The following is a 14,881-nucleotide window of genomic DNA, read 5'->3' as shown; positions in this document are numbered from 1 at the left end:
CGATGGCTGGTCAATCCCACATCCTGCAGGGTGAAAGGAAGAGCGCCTTCCGCCTCCTCCTTGACCTCTATGCGACCAACGCCACCTTTCGCGGATTTTGCGAGTTCGCCGTCATCGGCGCCATCGTGCTGATGTTCATTCATGGACTGCAGTCGTTCTCGATGATCGGCAATGCGACGCGCAGCGCCGTCACGCCGCCGAAGCTGAGCGATCAGGACATCAAGACGCAGGGCGACATTGCCAAGCTCGCCCGCCGCGACAGCAGCATGATGCCGCAACTGGGCGACCTCGGACTCGACGAGCGATATTTTGCCGGTGATCCAGAGCCGCAAAAATCGATGCTCACGGAGGCCTGGCGCGCCTACCGGAGCAAGAACTCGCCAAAGGCGCTGGAATTGCTTGGGGCAACCGGATCGGATGATCCGCACGTGCTGCTGGTCCGCGGACTGGCGTTGATGGCGCAGCCGGACGGCGCGGCGCTTCGCAGCGGCGTTCTCAGTCTCGAGCAGGCCGCGGGCAAAGGCGACGTCAAGTCGATGGCGGTGCTCGCCGTGCTGCACATCATCGGCGTGCCCGGCATCCAGCACGATCTTGAAAAGGGCCAGAAGCTCGTTCTGAACGCGGCCGCCAAAGGCGACGTCGATGCCGCCCGCGTCGTCGCCCAGGGATATCTCTCGGGCTGGATGGGCAGCATCGATCCCGCACGCGCGGCGAAATATTTCAGGTTCGCGGCCGATCGGGACGATGCGAAGGCCGCGTTCTATCTTGCCGTACTTTATTCCACGGGCCGGGGCGTGGCGAAGGACGATCTCGAGGCCGACCGGCTGACGGAAAAGGCTGCCACGCGCGGCCATCGCGAAGCGCTGACATTCCTCGGTGTCCGCCGAATGCAAGCCTACGCGCAGGGAATTTCCGACGATCCGTCCGACGCCCTCAAGTGGCTCGAGCGCGCCGCCGAGCTGAATGAACCAACGGCGATGCTGACGCTCTCGATGTACTACACCGAGTTTGCCGCCCGCTCCGGCCAGGGCGACCTCGCGAAGGGTGTCGGGCTCTTGAAGCAGTGCGTCGATCGGACCGCCAGCCCGGTATGCGCAATGCCATACGCCACGTTCCTGGACAACGGATTCGGGCAACGCGACGTCAAGCAGATCTACGCGATGTATCAGATCGCTAATCGGGACGGCGGGAACGACAAGGCCCGAAACCGATTGGCCGAACTCACCAAGGAATTGTCGAGCCAGGAGCTGATCCAGATCCAGCTGGAAGCGAATACGCGTCCGATGCAGTCGAGCTCCGACATGCCGCGATTCCGGGAGATAGCACCGCGATGATCATCAGGGCCGAAAAAATCGCCTCGCTCCTGTTCGCGCTCTTTTTCGCCTACTTCCTCAAGAGCACGATTCTGGACTATGCGACAGAACCGAAGGTCATAGGGGGCATCGATTTCGACCGGCCCATTGCGCAAGTCATGCCCTGGACGCCGATCTATTTCCCGTTGCTGCTGTCCGCAGCCTTCGGGTACTGGATCTGGCCGACGAAATCGTACCCCAGCCTGGCGCGGAAGATGGCCGCCGGGTCCTTTGCCATCATACGGGTGACATTCGTCACGCTGTTCATTTCGCTTTTGTGCGCAGGATTTGGGGCGTTCTATCTCACATTTCCGCGGTTGATGAAGAGCGAGATCCTGCCGGCGCTCGCAACCGCCTTCTTTGGGGCGTTCCAGGGCACGGCTATCATGAGCCTATTTCATGGGATCGCCTTTATTGCCTTCGGCGTCTTCTTCGGAAGCCTGATCGTTCTCGTTGCCCATGGCGCATCAAAGTGCCTCGCCTTGCCTTCGTCGGGGTCATGGGATGAGCGAGTGCAGACAGATATCTCTCCACTGCCGACGTTGCTGCGGTCCCCGACCAAATGGTCCTGGCCCAGCCTGATTGCAGGGCTGTTTGCCGTAACGATCGCGCTCGCCGGGTTTAGAACAGCAGGTCTGCCCATTATTATCTTGTGGGCCGCCTATTTGCTGCCGTGGGGGATTCTCTGGATCGCACTCGGCATGGCGATCGGATTTGTGAGCAGGCACTGGGCCTGGTGCGTCGCGGTCAGCCTGCCGATCGGATACCTTTCCACGACGACACATGCGCCCGACGGCATCCTCGCGTCCCAATCGATCTATTTTCCGCCGGTGCTGCTTGCGACGTTGCTGGGCTTCGCGTTCGCGAGAAAGTTCCTGCGCTGGCATGCGCCACGGACTGCTGCCGGTTGATCGCGGATTCCCATCAGATGACTCTGTGGCACTTGGCGGCGACAGCCGCCATTTGATGCTCGGCACTCCCGACGGAGTCGTTATCGAAATATTCGAGCCGGACCCGCTCTGCGAACCCTTCGCGATTATTACGGCTTTTGGTGCATAGGCTGGCAGGCTTTCGCCCGCGGCGGCGTCACTTCGCGCCGGATTTTTCCAGAATCGCAACCATGTCGCGATAGCCGCGGCTTCGCGCGAGCTTGAGCGGCGTTGATCCGTTGCCATCGGGAATATTGACGTTGGCGCCGGCTTCGACCAAAGCGCGCAAGGTCTCGGTGTGGTTCTTGCCGCCATCGCCGAGCACGATCGATTCGATCAGCGCGGTCCATTGCAGATTGTTGACGTGATCGAGCGGCGCCTTGGCGCCAATCAGTGTCCGCACGACTTCGGCGTGACCGAGATGAGCGGCTGCAATCAGGGCCGTGCCGTCATAACGGCTGGTAACAGCCTTCGGGTTGCCGCCGCCTTCAAGCGCGACCTTAAGCATCGGCACGTCGTTGGCGACAGCTGCAATGGTGATGATGTCATAGCGATCGATGTCCAGTCTGTTCGGATCGGCGCCGAGCCGGATCAGAGCGCGCGCGGCATCGTGCTGCTTCTGATAGACCGCGACATGCAGCGGCGTGCGATGACGTGCGTCGAGCGCTTCCTTGTTTTCGGCAGCAGCTATGCGCGCTTCGATATCGGCGACGTCGCCACGGGCCGCGGCGGCATGCAGGCCGCCATAAGCACGGAGTTCGGCCTCGGTCGGAGCGACCTGCGCCGACGCCGGGAGCACGGCCAGGAGCACGACGAGAAGGGCAGCGAGGAAATGCATCGAGAAAGCTCCGGCCACTGGCCATCATCAGAAAACATAGCAGCGGCGGTACGGGACACAAATCGAGTTTGCCGTCTGGTATCGCGATATGCCTTTGGGTTACTCGCGGACGTCCACAAACGACCTCCATCGCACCGGAAAAGCAGTGCGCCAAAAATCTAATTTCTTGAGCAGTTTCAATCTGATTTGGGTCGTCCAGTTTTCGCGGCAAAAATAATTCGCTTCCCTCTTCCCCCAAATCAGTGGCTATTTCCGCGCGTCCCGCCTCGACAAGAGGGGCGTATCGCGGTCGTCACGAACGCGAGGCGGGATGTGGTGGACGCAGCAGCGTCGGGCGCGAGAAGTTGTTCGCAGGGCGGTTATCCGTGAGCGAGCCCAGCGCGCTGACGAACGACGCTGAAGCGTACGGCAAAACCGTGTGGTCCTGACACCCGTGGCTGGTGCCAAGCTGCCGGTGGCGCGTTCGATCCAACCGGATCGGCTGAGCCATCAAGCCGGCAGTGATGGAGGCAAGACGAATTCGTCTCCAAGGAGAGCGCGGCATAAGCCGTCAACCATTGCGCAGGGAATGCCGGAGTGCTCCGGCTGTACCTGTATGCTCGTGTGCGCCCCTATCTCCACATTGCACACGAGACCGCGGGTGCAGCAAGCACCCGGCATTCCCTGCTCCCTCTAGGAGGGACAAGGTTCATGCAAGCCTCGGACGCCGATTGCGCCGCGAGAACGCATGTTTATGTTTCGTTTCAGGCAGGGAATCCGCGGTTGACTCGGGAACCGCCAGCAATCAGAAAAAGCCCTGAAAAATGAATGGCAAAATTAAGTGGTCGGAGTGGCAGGATTCGAACCTGCGACCCCTGCGTCCCGAACGCAGTGCTCTACCGGGCTGAGCCACACTCCGACTTGGAACGCGGCTTATAGCCTTGGGTTTCGGCGACCGCAAGCAGCCGAATTAAGGAAATTAATCACAGTGAATGTTGGCCTGAAAACCCAGATTTTGCCCGCCGGCGAGGCCGCCGCGGCGGCTGCGGCGCGTGTGCTGGCCGAAGGCGGGCTGGTCGCGTTCCCGACCGAGACCGTCTACGGCCTCGGCGCCGATGCCACCAATCCGGCCGCGATCGCCCACCTCTACCAGGCCAAGGGCCGGCCGGCGTTCAATCCCTTGATCGCCCATGTCGGCGATATCGCAGCCGCGCGGCAGATCGCGTGCTTTGACGCGCCGGCGACTGCGCTTGCCGAGGCGTTCTGGCCTGGCCCGCTGACGCTGGTGCTGCCGAAAACGCCGAACTGCGCGGTGGCCGACCTCGCCACCGCCGGCCTCGACACGGTCGCGATCCGGATACCGGCACACCCCGTGGCGCGCGACATCCTGCGTGTATTCGGCGGTCCCGTGGTGGCGCCATCCGCGAACATCTCGGGCCACGTCTCCCCGACCATGGCCGCGCATGTTCAGAGCGATCTTGCGGGACGGATCGACCTGATCGTCGATGGCGGCGCGGTCGAGGTCGGCGTCGAATCGACCATCGTAGGCTGCTTCGATCAGCCGATGCTGTTGCGTCCCGGTGGCCTGCCGCGCGCAGAGATCGAACGCGTGCTGGGCCGCGCGCTTGTACAACCGCCGGCGGATACTGAGGCCGACAGCGGGCAACCGCTGGCACCGGGCATGCTGGCGTCCCATTACGCGCCGCGTGCGAAAGTGCGGCTCAATGCGATCAAGCTCGAAGCCGGCGAAGCATTGCTCGCGTTCAGCCTCGGAGCAATTTCGGGAATTGACGCGGCCTCCATCGTGATGAATCTGTCGGAGCGTGGCGATCTCGACGAGGCCGCCGCCAATCTGTTCGGCCATCTGCGCGCGCTCGACAGCAAAGGCGTAAGCACCATCGCGGTGATGTCGATTCCGGACGAGGGATTGGGCGAAGCCATCAACGACCGGCTGCGCCGCGCAGCGGTCGGGCGAGAATGATCGGACGGGAATGAAAGAGAAGAAGAAAATGAATATGGTCCAAGGTTCCGTGCCGCCTCTTCCCGCCGAGCTGATCGCAAAGTTTCGCGCCATCGTCGGCGACAAATATGCGGTGACCGATGCCGCCGATATTGCGCCTTATGTCACCGAGGAACGCGACCTGTTTCACGGCCGCTCGCCATTGGTGTTGCGGCCGGGCTCCACGGCGGAAGTGTCCGCGATCTGCAAGCTCGCCAGCGAGCACAAGATCGCGCTGGTGCCGCAGGGCGGCAATACCGGTCTCGTTGGCGGACAAACTCCGCATCATGGCGAGGTCGTCGTCTCGCTGCGGCGGCTGGACAAGATCCGCGAGATCGATGCCGCTTCCAACACCATGACGTGCGAGGCCGGCGTGGTGCTGCAGATAGCGCAGCAGCGCGCGGCCGAGGTCGATCGCCTGTTCCCGCTATCGCTCGGCGCGGAAGGAAGCTGCACCATCGGCGGCAATCTTTCCACCAATGCCGGCGGCACGGCTGCCTTGGCGTATGGCGTGGCGCGCGAGATGGCGCTCGGGTTGGAAGTCGTGCTCGCCGACGGACGAATCCTGAACGGGCTGTCGAAGCTGAAGAAGGACAATACCGGCTACGACCTGCGCAACCTCTTCATCGGCGCCGAGGGCACGCTCGGCATCATCACCGCGGCGACGCTGAAACTGTTCCCGAAGCCGCATGCGGTGGAAACCGCCTATGTCGGCCTCAAGTCGCCGGCGCAGGCGCTGAAACTGTTGTCGATCTCGCAGAACGAGGCGGCCGGCAGCCTCACCAGCTTCGAATTGCTCGCCGACATCGCGGTCGATTTCAGCCTTCGTCACGGCATCGACATCCGCGATCCCCTGACGACCAAGCATCCCTGGTACGTGCTGATGGAATTGTCGTCCTCGCGCGACGACGCCAGCGCGGCGCTGGAATCCATCCTCGCCAAGGGCATGGAAGAAGGCATCGTCGACGACGCGGTGATCGCGGCGAATCTCTCCCAGCGCGCGGGGTTCTGGAAACTCCGCGACGAAATGTCGGCCGCGCAGAAGCCGGAAGGCGGCTCGATCAAGCACGACATCTCGGTGCCGGTGGCCGCCGTTCCCGCCTTCATCGAGGAAGCCAATGCCGCGGTGGTAAAGCTCATTCCGGGCTCGCGGCCGGTGCCGTTCGGCCATCTCGGCGACGGCAACATCCACTACAACGTCAGCCAGCCGGTCGGCGGCAACACCGCCGACTTCATGTCGCGCTGGCACGAGGTCAATGAAGTCGTGTTCGCGATCGTGCTGCGGATGGGCGGATCGATTTCGGCCGAGCACGGCATCGGCGTGCTCAAGCGCGACGAACTGCCCGACGTAAAGGACAAGGTCGCGATCGAGCTGATGCGCGGCATCAAGGCGATGCTCGATCCGCTCGGCATCATGAATCCCGGGAAAGTGCTGTGAATATTCCTCCTGCTGCGACCGCCGACGGACTGAACATTACGACAATTGAAGACCGCGACATCGCTGAGGTGATCGCGCTGTGGCAGCGCTGCGGGTCGACGCGACCGTGGAACGATCCGGCCAGCGACATCGCCTTGGCGCGCAAGGAAACCAACTCAACGGTGCTGTTGGGCCGCAATAACGGCGCGCTTGTCGCGTCGGTGCTGGTCGGCCACGACGGCCATCGCGGCTGGGTCTATTATGTCACTGTCGATCCGGATCGACGCTATGAAGGCTATGGTCGAGTAATCATGAACGCCGCCGAAGAATGGCTTCGTGCTCGCGGCATCCTGAAACTTCAACTTATGGTGCGCAAAGACAATGCGCAGGTCCACGCGTTCTACCAGTCGCTCGGCTATTACAACCAGCAAACCGTGACGTTCGCCAAATGGCTCGACGGCCGCGAGCCGACACCGTAGCCATCACGACCAGGCAAACAGATATGACCGTCTCCGATCGCGTCCGCGTCAAGAACGTCGAGGTCCTCTCCGACGATTACTACCTGCTGAAGAAGACCACCTTCGAATATCGCCGCGCCAATGGCGAGTGGCAGACGCAAGCCCGCGAGGCCTATGACCGCGGCAACTGCGCAACGGTGCTGCCCTATAATCTTGCGCAGCGCACGGTGGTGCTGGTCCGCCAGTTTCGCTATCCGGTCTATGTCAACGGCTACGACGATCTCCTCATCGAGGCTGCGGCCGGCGTGCTGGACGGCGAAGCGCCCGAGGTACGGATCCGCGCCGAAGCGGAGGAGGAAACCGGGTATCGGTTAGGGGCGATCAAAAAGATCTTCGAAGCCTTCTCGAGCCCGGGCTCTGTCACCGAGAAGCTGCACTTCTTCGTCGCCGAGTACGACCCCTCGATGCGGGTCGGCAGCGGCGGCGGCCTCGCCGACGAAGGCGAGGACATCGAGGTGCTGGAACTGCCGATCGATTCTGCGCTCGCGATGATATCAGACGGCCGCATCGTCGATGCCAAGACCATCATGCTGCTGCAATACGCCGCGCTGCATATTTTCAAGTGAGGACCGTAGGGTGGGCAAAGCGAAGCGTGCCCGCCATTGCGAGCGGAATTGCGCGGTGGAAATGGTGGGCACGCTTCGCTTTGCCCACCCTACAAATACTGCGCCTCAAAACAACGAGCCCTGCCCGTCATCCTCCGGCACCGCCGTCGTCTTGCGCAGAGCAGCCCGCTTCGCAGGCTTCGGCTCCTCCGCCGCGCGCTCCTCGTCGGTGATCGGCAGCAGCAATTGCGCGTCGTCATTGACGACGCGATTGACGCGGATGGAAATCTCGTGCCAGGCGAACTCGCCCTCAGCCGGCCCGCGCAGCAGCGGCATGACATCCTCGGCGTCGTACGCGCGGCCGTCGAGCCAACGGTCGAACTCCTCGGGCGCGATCGTCACGGGCACGCGGTGATGCAGCACGGCGAGGTCGCGGCTGGCCGGCGCGGTGACGATGGCGACGCTGTCGGTCTCCTCGCCGTTCGGCCCCATCCAGGTTTCCGCAAGCGCGGCAAAGCCTATCGGCGCGCCGTCGCGGCGATGGATGAAGAACGGCCGCTTGCGGCCGCTCGCGTCCTGCCATTCGTAATAGCCGTCGGCCGGAATCAGACACCGCCGCCGCTTGATGGCATTTTTGAACGCAGGCTTATCGAGAACGGTCTCGGAGCGCGCATTGATCAGCAGCGTAAATTTACGGGGATCCTTCACCCAGGCCGGCACCAGCCCCCAGCGCATCAGGTGGAAGTGGCGGCCGCCATTTTCCAGGATGACAACCGGAACTGGCTGAGTAGGCGCGATATTATACCGCGGCGGGAAATTGGGCTGTTCAAAATAGCCGAAGATCTGCCGGAGTGCCTCAGGCGGCGATGTAATGACGAAACGTCCGCACATTATCTGACCAAGATAAGCCTCTGTTTAACGTGTGTTAACCCCAGATGTTAACAGTGGAACAGATGATCTCCACGGCCACCACAGAAGTGCAATCCGATCGCTTGATGCCGCCACCGACGATGGCTCGTATAGACGAGGCGCGCGCGGAGCAGTTGCGCGCGGCCAACATCAATCCCCGCACCGGGCTCGCCACCGACTACCTGAATCATTTCAACGAAGCCATCATGTTGCTCGAAATGGTCCCGGACATGCCGGAATGCGCGGAGGATTTCCTCACCTGGACCCCGCTGTCCTACGCCGAGCATTTCTGGGCCTCCAACTTCAAGGCCCGCGACCTCGCGATCGAGGCCTATGAATGCGCCGACCCCAAGGTCCGTGCCAATTTCGATAATCTCACCGCTACCATGACCTCGATCCTGACCGCGGTGGGCCAGGCGATGCGCGAGGCCCAGCAGGACAAGACCCGCTCGACGCTGGCCGAGCAGGCCACCGCCTGGGTCAAGCCGCTGGTGGCGTTGGCCGGCGGCGTCATCAACGGCAACGCCGAGAACGACGTCGAAGCGGTCATGTCGAACTAGCCGCCCCGCGCTTCGCTGCTATCAGCCGCATTAGACCTGCGCGAACCGATCGGGCATGATCACAGCAAGTTCCCCTGCGTACCGGATTTCCCCTTGGCTTCCCCTGTCCAGCCGACCCGCCCCCAGCTCGCCGTCAGCGGCGCGATCTTCCGTGATGGCAAGGTCCTGCTGGTCCGCCGCGCCCGCTCGCCAGGCAAGGGCTTTTACTCGTTCCCCGGCGGCCGGGTCGAATTCGGCGAATCCCTGCACACCGCGCTTCATCGCGAGGTGGACGAGGAAACGGGCTTAAGAATCGAGATTCTGGGCCTGGCCGGCTGGCGCGAGGTGCTGCCCGGGGCCGGCGCCGGCGGGCACTATTTGATCATGTCGTTCGCGGCGCGCTGGACGGCCCGGGAGCCGGTCCTGAATGACGAGCACGACGATTTCAAATGGCTGGCGCCGGATGGGCTCGGCGATCTCAAGGTGACCGGCGGCCTCCTGGAGGTGATCGAGGCCGCCCGGAAGCTGGTCTAGGCGGCCATTCCAGGGGCCTCACACCTTGCCTCCGGCGTATTGAGGGGGCATATCGGCCCTCAAATGCTCAAGCACGCCCTCGCCGCCCTCATCCTCATTTCGGCCTGCCATCTGGCCCCCGCACGGGCCCAGGATGCCGCCGCGCCGTTTGACGGCGACCTGCAGCGGCTGGCCGAGATTCTCGGCACCCTGCACTATCTCCGGGGCATTTGCGGCTCCAATGAAGGGGCGAAATGGCGCAACGAAATGCAGGCGCTGATCGACGCCGAAACCCCCTCCGGCGACCGCCGCGCCCGCATGATCGCGGGCTTCAACCGCGGCTATAATGGCTTCCAGCAGACCTACCGGACCTGCACGCCCGCAGCCACCGTCGCGATCCGCAGGTATATCGAGGAAGGCTCAAAGATCTCGCGCGATCTGACCGCGCGCTACGCGAACTAGGCAACCATGGACGCGATTTTCTTCGACCTTGACGGAACGCTGACCGACCCCAAGCCGGGCATCACCCGTTCGATCCAGTACGCGCTGCAAGGGCTCGATCATCCCACGATCCCGACCGAGGACGAACTGACCTGGTGCATCGGTCCGCCACTGCGCACGAGCTTTGTGAGATTGCTCGGCGATCACCCAGCCGATCGCGCGGTGGCGCTCTACCGTGAGCGATTTTCCGACGTCGGCCTCTATGAGAACCGCGTTTACGACGGCATCAGCGAGGTGCTGACGTCGCTATGCGCATCGGGCCACCGGCTGTTCGTCGCCACAAGCAAGGCGCACGTATTCGCCGACCGCATTATCGACCATTTCGGCCTGCGCCATCATTTCGAGCGCGTGTTCGGTGCCGAGCTCGACGGCACCCGCGTGGAAAAGTCGGATCTGCTGGAATACGCGCTGAAGCAAGCCTCCGTCGATCCGGCCAAAACCCTGATGATCGGCGACCGCAGCCACGACATGGTCGGTGCGAAAAACAACGGCATGAAGGGCATCGGCGTGTTGTACGGCTACGGCAGCCGGGACGAATTGCTGGAGGCCGGCGCGCAGCATGTTTGCGCGACTCCGGGCGCGATCCTCGGCTGCATTCCGTGAAACGCGCGGGAACTTTTGTCGCCGCCTGAAATTCGAGCAGCGCCGTTAACCTTTCCTAAAGATGTGGCCTAGGCGCGCCCGCCGCGCGTGCTACTGCTTGTCGCGTTAGGATGCGTTCCGCCCTGGTTCGCGCGCAGATTTCGTTGAGCTTCATGAGCCGCCCAGCCTCCTTCTCGATCGCCCGCGACCCGCTTCCCGACCTCGAGCAGAAGCAGACTGCCCTGAGCTACCTGAACGAAGCCTGGGCGGAAGCGCGGCACGAGGGTGTCGATGGCGACTGCCTTGCACAGGCAAGCCTGTTCACGGCGCTGGCCGAACTGGTCTCGACCTACGGCGAGGATGCGGTGGCAAAGTTCGTGGAGGGCGTTCCTGCCCGCGTCCGCAATGGCGAGTTTTCGCTGAAGCTTGCGAAGCAGTAGTTGCAGTTCCAATGTCGTCACCCGCGAAGGCCCAGTACGCCGCGGCTTCTCAATAGAATACAAACGTCTCTGGAATACTGGATCGCCCGGTCAAGCCGGGCGACGACAGTTGTTTTTTGGAGCAACACTCTGCCCTACGCCTTCAACGTCTCCAGAAACTGCACCGGCTCGCCTGTCGACGGCGTCGTCACCTCACCCTGCCACATCACGCGCTTGCCGCGCACGAATGTGCCAACCGGCCAGCCGGTGACACGCACGCCGTCATAGGGTGTCCAGCCGGCGCGCGAAGCCACCCATTTGTTGGTGATCGTCTCCGTGCGCTTCAGATCGACGATGGTGAAGTCGGCGTCATAGCCCGCGGCGATTCGGCCCTTGCAGGCGATGTTGAAGAGGCGTGCGGGGCCGGCGCTGGTGAGATCAACGAAGCGCGCCAGCGACAGCCGCCCGGCGTTGACGTGATCGAGCATCAGCGGCACCAACGTCTGCACCCCGGTCATGCCCGAGGGTGAAGCCGGATAAGTCTTGGCCTTTTCCTCCAGCGTATGCGGCGCATGGTCGGAGCCGAGCACGTCGATGATGCCCTGCTCGATGCCGCGCCAGATGCCTTCACGGTGATCGGCCGAGCGCACCGGCGGGTTCATCTGCGCGCGGGTGCCGAGCCGCTCGTAGCATTCGGGCGCGGCCATGGTGAGGTGATGCGGCGTCGCCTCACAGGATGCGACGTCCTTATGATCGCGCAGATACTCGATCTCCTGCTTGGTCGAGATGTGCAGCACATGGATGCGTTTTCCCGTTTCGCGCGCGAGACCGACCAGCCGCTGGGTCGCCATCAGCGCCGCGGTCTCGTCGCGCCATACCGGATGGGAGCGCGGGTCGCCCTCGATACGCAGCGGCTTGCGCTCGTTGAGGCGATATTCGTCCTCGGCGTGGAACGCGGCGCGGCGGCGGATCACCTGAAAAATTCGTCGCAGGCTTTCATCATCCTCGACCAGCAGCGCGCCGGTGGAGGAGCCGATGAACACTTTGACGCCGGCGCAGCCCGGCGCGCGTTCGAGTTCAGGTAAATCCTGAACATTCTCGCGGGTGCCCCCGATGAAGAAAGCGAAGTCGCAATGCATGCGGTGACGGCCGCGCTTCACCTTGTCGGTGAAGTTGGCTTCCGTGACGGTCAGAGGATCGGTGTTCGGCATTTCGAATACCGCCGTCACCCCACCCATCACGGCACTGCGCGATCCAGTTTCAAGATCCTCCTTATGCGTCTGGCCAGGCTCGCGGAAATGGACCTGCGTGTCCATCACGCCGGGCAGGATGTGCAGGCCCTTGCAGTCGATCGTCTCGCCGGCAGAGGCCTGTCCCAGCCCATCGATCGCGGCGATCCGGCCATTGGAAATGCCGATGTCGCGGATGCCCTCACCGTCCTGATTGACCACGGTGCCGGATTTTAGAATGGTGTCAAATCGTTGATTCATCGGAGCTTCAAAGGTCCCTGGACGCCCGCTTTAAGGCTATCGCGCGGGCCTTGTTGGCGGCACCTTAGCGCCTTAACTTCGGATGGGATATCCGCCACCTGCGTTTCCCCAGGAACTTCAAAAAGCACGTCAAAAGAGGCTGATTTAGCTTATGAAAGCAGCGTTTCTTCCGGACCGGGGCGTGGTCAAGGTCAGCGGCGAGGATGCCCGCGACTTCCTCAATGGCCTCGTCACCACAGATGTCACGCTGCTGCAGCCCGGCCTTGGCCGGTTCGGCGCGCTCTTGACGCCGCAGGGCAAGATCACGTTCGACTTCCTGATCACCGAAGCCCCGGCCGGCCATGGCGGAGCCTTCCTGATCGATGCGCCCCGCGCGCTGGCACAGAACCTCGCCGACAAGCTCGGCTTCTACAAGCTGCGCGCCAAGGTCGCGGTCGAGAACATCTCCGACAGCTTGGGCGTGCTGGCGGTATGGGACGGCGAGCCGGCCGTGAAACCCGATCTGGCTTTTGCCGATCCGCGGCTCGAGGCGCTGGGCTGGCGCATTCTCGTGCCCGAAGATCTCAAGCAGAAGGTGGCCGATCTGATTGGCGCCGATCTCGTGGACAGCGACGCCTATGAGGCCCATCGCATCGCCTCGGGCGTCCCGCGCGGCGGACTCGATTTCATGTACAGCGACGCGTTTCCGCACGAGACCAACATGGACCGCCTGCACGGCGTCGATTTCGACAAGGGCTGCTATGTCGGCCAGGAAGTGGTGTCGCGGATGCAGCACCGCGGCACCGCGCGCACGCGGATCGTGCGCATCACGCTCGAGGACTTTTCGCCGGAGACCGGCGTCGCCGTTCTCGGCGGCGACAAGCAGGTCGGCACCATGGGATCGACCGCCGGCGGCCACGGCCTCGCGCTGGTTCGGATCGACCGCGTTGCGGACGCGCTCGATGCGGGGCTTGCGTTGACGGCCGGCGGCCTTGCGATCCGGCTGACCGACCCGAACGACGTTCGCACCCCACCGAAACAGACCGTCGCATGAGCAAATCTGCGCGCCTGCACGCCGACGGCAAAACACGGTGCCCATGGCCCGGCGAAGATCCGTTCTACATGGCCTATCACGACACCGAATGGGGCGTGCCTGAGTACGACGACCGGGCGCTCTATGAAAAGCTGATCCTCGACGGCTTCCAGGCCGGACTGTCGTGGATCACGATTTTGCGCAAGCGCGAAAACTTCCGCAAAGCGTTCGACGATTTCCAGCCGGAAAAGATCGCGCGCTACAGCGACAAGAAGATCCACGCTCTGATGAACGATGCCGGCATCGTGCGCAACCGCGCCAAGATCGAAGGCGCCGTCAACAGCGCCAAGGCCTATCTGACGATCATGGAGGAAGGCGCCGGCTTCTCCAATTTCCTGTGGGACTTCGTCGACGGCAAGCCTGTCGTGAACCAGTTCAAGACCACCGCCAGCGTACCGGCCTCGACGCCGGTCTCGGTCAAGATTTCAAAGGAGCTCGGCGCACGCGGCTTCAAATTCGTCGGCCCGACCATCGTCTACGCTTTCATGCAGGCGACCGGCATGGTCAACGACCACCTGGTCACCTGCTTCTGCCACGAGAACTGCAGCGGCAAACTTCGCAAGCCCCGCCTCAAAGCCAAATGACGACGCCAAAATCGTACCATGTCGCCGACCGCGCCTGGCAGCGGATGCTGTCGGGGCGGCGGCTCGACCTGCTCGACCCCTCTCCGCTCGATATCGAGATCGCCGACATTGCTCATGGCCTGGCGCGCGTCGCGCGCTGGAACGGGCAGACCAGCGGTGCGCACATCTTCTCGGTGGCGCAGCACACGCTCTTGGTGGAAACCGTCATGCGCGAGCAGATGCCGCGCGTCGACGTGCGCTTCCGGATTGCAGCGCTGCTGCACGACGCGCCGGAATATGTCATCGGCGACATGATCTCGCCGTTCAAGGCGGTGCTGGGCGGCGACTACAAGGTGGTGGAGAAGCGCCTGCTCGCGGCAATCCATATTCGCTTTGGTTTGCCGCCGGTTCTGGCGGACGAAATCACCAAGACCATCAAGGCGGCCGATCGCGGCGCGGCCTATCTCGAAGCCACCCATCTGGCAGGATTTTCACAGGCCGAGGCGAAACGCCTGTTCGGCAGGGACCCCGGCCTAACCGAGGCCACAGTGCGCGATTATCTGACACCGTGGACCGCAGCCCGGGCCGAGAAGCAGTTTTTGGCGCGATTCAAGCTGCTGCTCGGTTGAACGGCCGGCGCAAACCCGCTTTCACCGCCCCACTCGCGGGCCTATAATTGCGACAAAACAGGACCTTCCAGGGAACGCTTCGCAGGA

General features: G+C 63.0%; 17 protein-coding genes and 1 tRNA gene. 14 read left to right on the top strand and 4 right to left on the bottom strand.

What is annotated here, in order from left to right:
• Positions 1-2 precede the first annotated feature (2 nt).
• Together IVB22_RS25910 and IVB22_RS25905 are read left to right on the top strand one after the other, a co-directional pair.
• Positions 3-1,334: a tetratricopeptide repeat protein gene (locus IVB22_RS25910; RefSeq protein WP_247520077.1), complete on the top strand. Its 1,332-nt coding sequence runs from the start codon at positions 3-5 to the stop codon at positions 1,332-1,334.
• Positions 1,331-2,263 carry a hypothetical protein gene (locus IVB22_RS25905; protein WP_247520076.1) on the top strand — a complete coding sequence of 311 codons (933 nt, stop codon included), beginning with the start codon at positions 1,331-1,333 and terminating at the stop codon, positions 2,261-2,263. Before IVB22_RS25910 ends, IVB22_RS25905 begins: the two co-directional genes overlap by 4 nt.
• Before the next feature lie 175 nt (positions 2,264-2,438).
• Here the strand turns inward: IVB22_RS25905 and IVB22_RS25900 are convergent, their stop codons facing one another.
• Together IVB22_RS25900 and IVB22_RS25895 are read right to left on the bottom strand one after the other, a co-directional pair.
• A complete protein-coding gene (locus IVB22_RS25900; RefSeq protein WP_247520075.1) occupies positions 2,439-3,119 on the bottom strand; it encodes an ankyrin repeat domain-containing protein in 681 nt (226 codons plus the stop codon).
• A gap of 821 nt (positions 3,120-3,940) precedes the next feature.
• Positions 3,941-4,017, bottom strand: a tRNA-Pro gene (locus IVB22_RS25895).
• Between the two features lie 69 nt (positions 4,018-4,086).
• On the opposite strand from IVB22_RS25895, the gene IVB22_RS25890 reads away from it, so the two are divergent.
• Genes IVB22_RS25890 through IVB22_RS25875 form a run of 4 tightly spaced genes read left to right on the top strand, consistent with a single transcriptional unit; the run spans position 4,087 to position 7,598 of the window.
• Complete coding sequence (locus IVB22_RS25890; protein WP_247520074.1) at positions 4,087-5,079, top strand: L-threonylcarbamoyladenylate synthase; 993 nt, start codon at positions 4,087-4,089, stop codon at positions 5,077-5,079.
• Positions 5,080-5,107: 28 nt separating this feature from the next.
• Positions 5,108-6,535: an FAD-binding oxidoreductase gene (locus tag IVB22_RS25885; protein WP_247520073.1), complete on the top strand. Its 1,428-nt coding sequence runs from the start codon at positions 5,108-5,110 to the stop codon at positions 6,533-6,535.
• A 29-nt stretch (positions 6,536-6,564) separates the two neighbouring features.
• Positions 6,565-6,993 carry a GNAT family acetyltransferase gene (locus IVB22_RS25880; protein WP_249805357.1) on the top strand — a complete coding sequence of 143 codons (429 nt, stop codon included), beginning with the start codon at positions 6,565-6,567 and terminating at the stop codon, positions 6,991-6,993.
• Between the two features lie 23 nt (positions 6,994-7,016).
• A complete protein-coding gene (locus IVB22_RS25875) occupies positions 7,017-7,598 on the top strand; it encodes a GDP-mannose pyrophosphatase (RefSeq protein WP_247520071.1) in 582 nt (193 codons plus the stop codon).
• Positions 7,599-7,703: 105 nt separating this feature from the next.
• On the opposite strand, the gene IVB22_RS25870 is transcribed toward IVB22_RS25875, so the two are convergent.
• Positions 7,704-8,468: an SOS response-associated peptidase gene (locus IVB22_RS25870; RefSeq protein WP_247520070.1), complete on the bottom strand. Its 765-nt coding sequence runs from the start codon at positions 8,466-8,468 to the stop codon at positions 7,704-7,706.
• 62 nt (positions 8,469-8,530) lie between these two features.
• Here IVB22_RS25870 and IVB22_RS25865 point away from each other — a divergent pair, with 62 nt between their 5' ends.
• From IVB22_RS25865 to IVB22_RS25845, 5 genes are all read left to right on the top strand, one after another.
• Positions 8,531-9,046 carry a hypothetical protein gene (locus IVB22_RS25865; RefSeq protein ID WP_374207660.1) on the top strand — a complete coding sequence of 172 codons (516 nt, stop codon included), beginning with the start codon at positions 8,531-8,533 and terminating at the stop codon, positions 9,044-9,046.
• A 93-nt stretch (positions 9,047-9,139) separates the two neighbouring features.
• A complete protein-coding gene (locus tag IVB22_RS25860; protein ID WP_247520069.1) occupies positions 9,140-9,559 on the top strand; it encodes an NUDIX hydrolase in 420 nt (139 codons plus the stop codon).
• Positions 9,560-9,622: 63 nt separating this feature from the next.
• Entirely contained in the window at positions 9,623-10,000 is a 378-nt protein-coding gene (locus tag IVB22_RS25855) for a TIGR02301 family protein (protein WP_247520068.1), read from the top strand.
• A 6-nt stretch (positions 10,001-10,006) separates the two neighbouring features.
• Positions 10,007-10,642 (top strand): HAD family hydrolase, encoded by a 636-nt coding sequence (locus tag IVB22_RS25850; RefSeq protein ID WP_247520067.1) that lies wholly within the window; start codon positions 10,007-10,009, stop codon positions 10,640-10,642.
• 152 nt (positions 10,643-10,794) lie between these two features.
• Positions 10,795-11,061 carry a hypothetical protein gene (locus IVB22_RS25845; protein ID WP_247520066.1) on the top strand — a complete coding sequence of 89 codons (267 nt, stop codon included), beginning with the start codon at positions 10,795-10,797 and terminating at the stop codon, positions 11,059-11,061.
• 134 nt (positions 11,062-11,195) lie between these two features.
• Here the strand turns inward: IVB22_RS25845 and IVB22_RS25840 are convergent, their stop codons facing one another.
• On the bottom strand, positions 11,196-12,530 hold the full coding sequence (locus IVB22_RS25840; protein WP_247520065.1) for a dihydroorotase: 1,335 nt from the start codon (positions 12,528-12,530) through the stop codon (positions 11,196-11,198).
• Between the two features lie 151 nt (positions 12,531-12,681).
• Here IVB22_RS25840 and IVB22_RS25835 point away from each other — a divergent pair, with 151 nt between their 5' ends.
• The 3 genes from IVB22_RS25835 to IVB22_RS25825 are packed head-to-tail and all read left to right on the top strand — an operon-like array spanning position 12,682 to position 14,794.
• Positions 12,682-13,563, top strand: coding sequence for a folate-binding protein YgfZ (locus IVB22_RS25835; protein ID WP_247520064.1), 882 nt, complete (start codon positions 12,682-12,684; stop codon positions 13,561-13,563).
• On the top strand, positions 13,560-14,186 hold the full coding sequence (locus IVB22_RS25830; protein WP_247520063.1) for a DNA-3-methyladenine glycosylase I: 627 nt from the start codon (positions 13,560-13,562) through the stop codon (positions 14,184-14,186). Before IVB22_RS25835 ends, IVB22_RS25830 begins: the two co-directional genes overlap by 4 nt.
• A complete protein-coding gene (locus IVB22_RS25825) occupies positions 14,183-14,794 on the top strand; it encodes an HD family hydrolase (protein ID WP_247520062.1) in 612 nt (203 codons plus the stop codon). Before IVB22_RS25830 ends, IVB22_RS25825 begins: the two co-directional genes overlap by 4 nt.
• Positions 14,795-14,881 lie beyond the last annotated feature (87 nt).

This window comes from Bradyrhizobium sp. 190, from assembly GCF_023073415.1.
In the GTDB taxonomy this organism is placed as follows: Bacteria; Pseudomonadota; Alphaproteobacteria; order Rhizobiales; family Xanthobacteraceae; genus Bradyrhizobium.
Note: the sequence above shows the minus strand (reverse complement) of the source record. Positions and strands in the feature narration are given on the sequence as shown.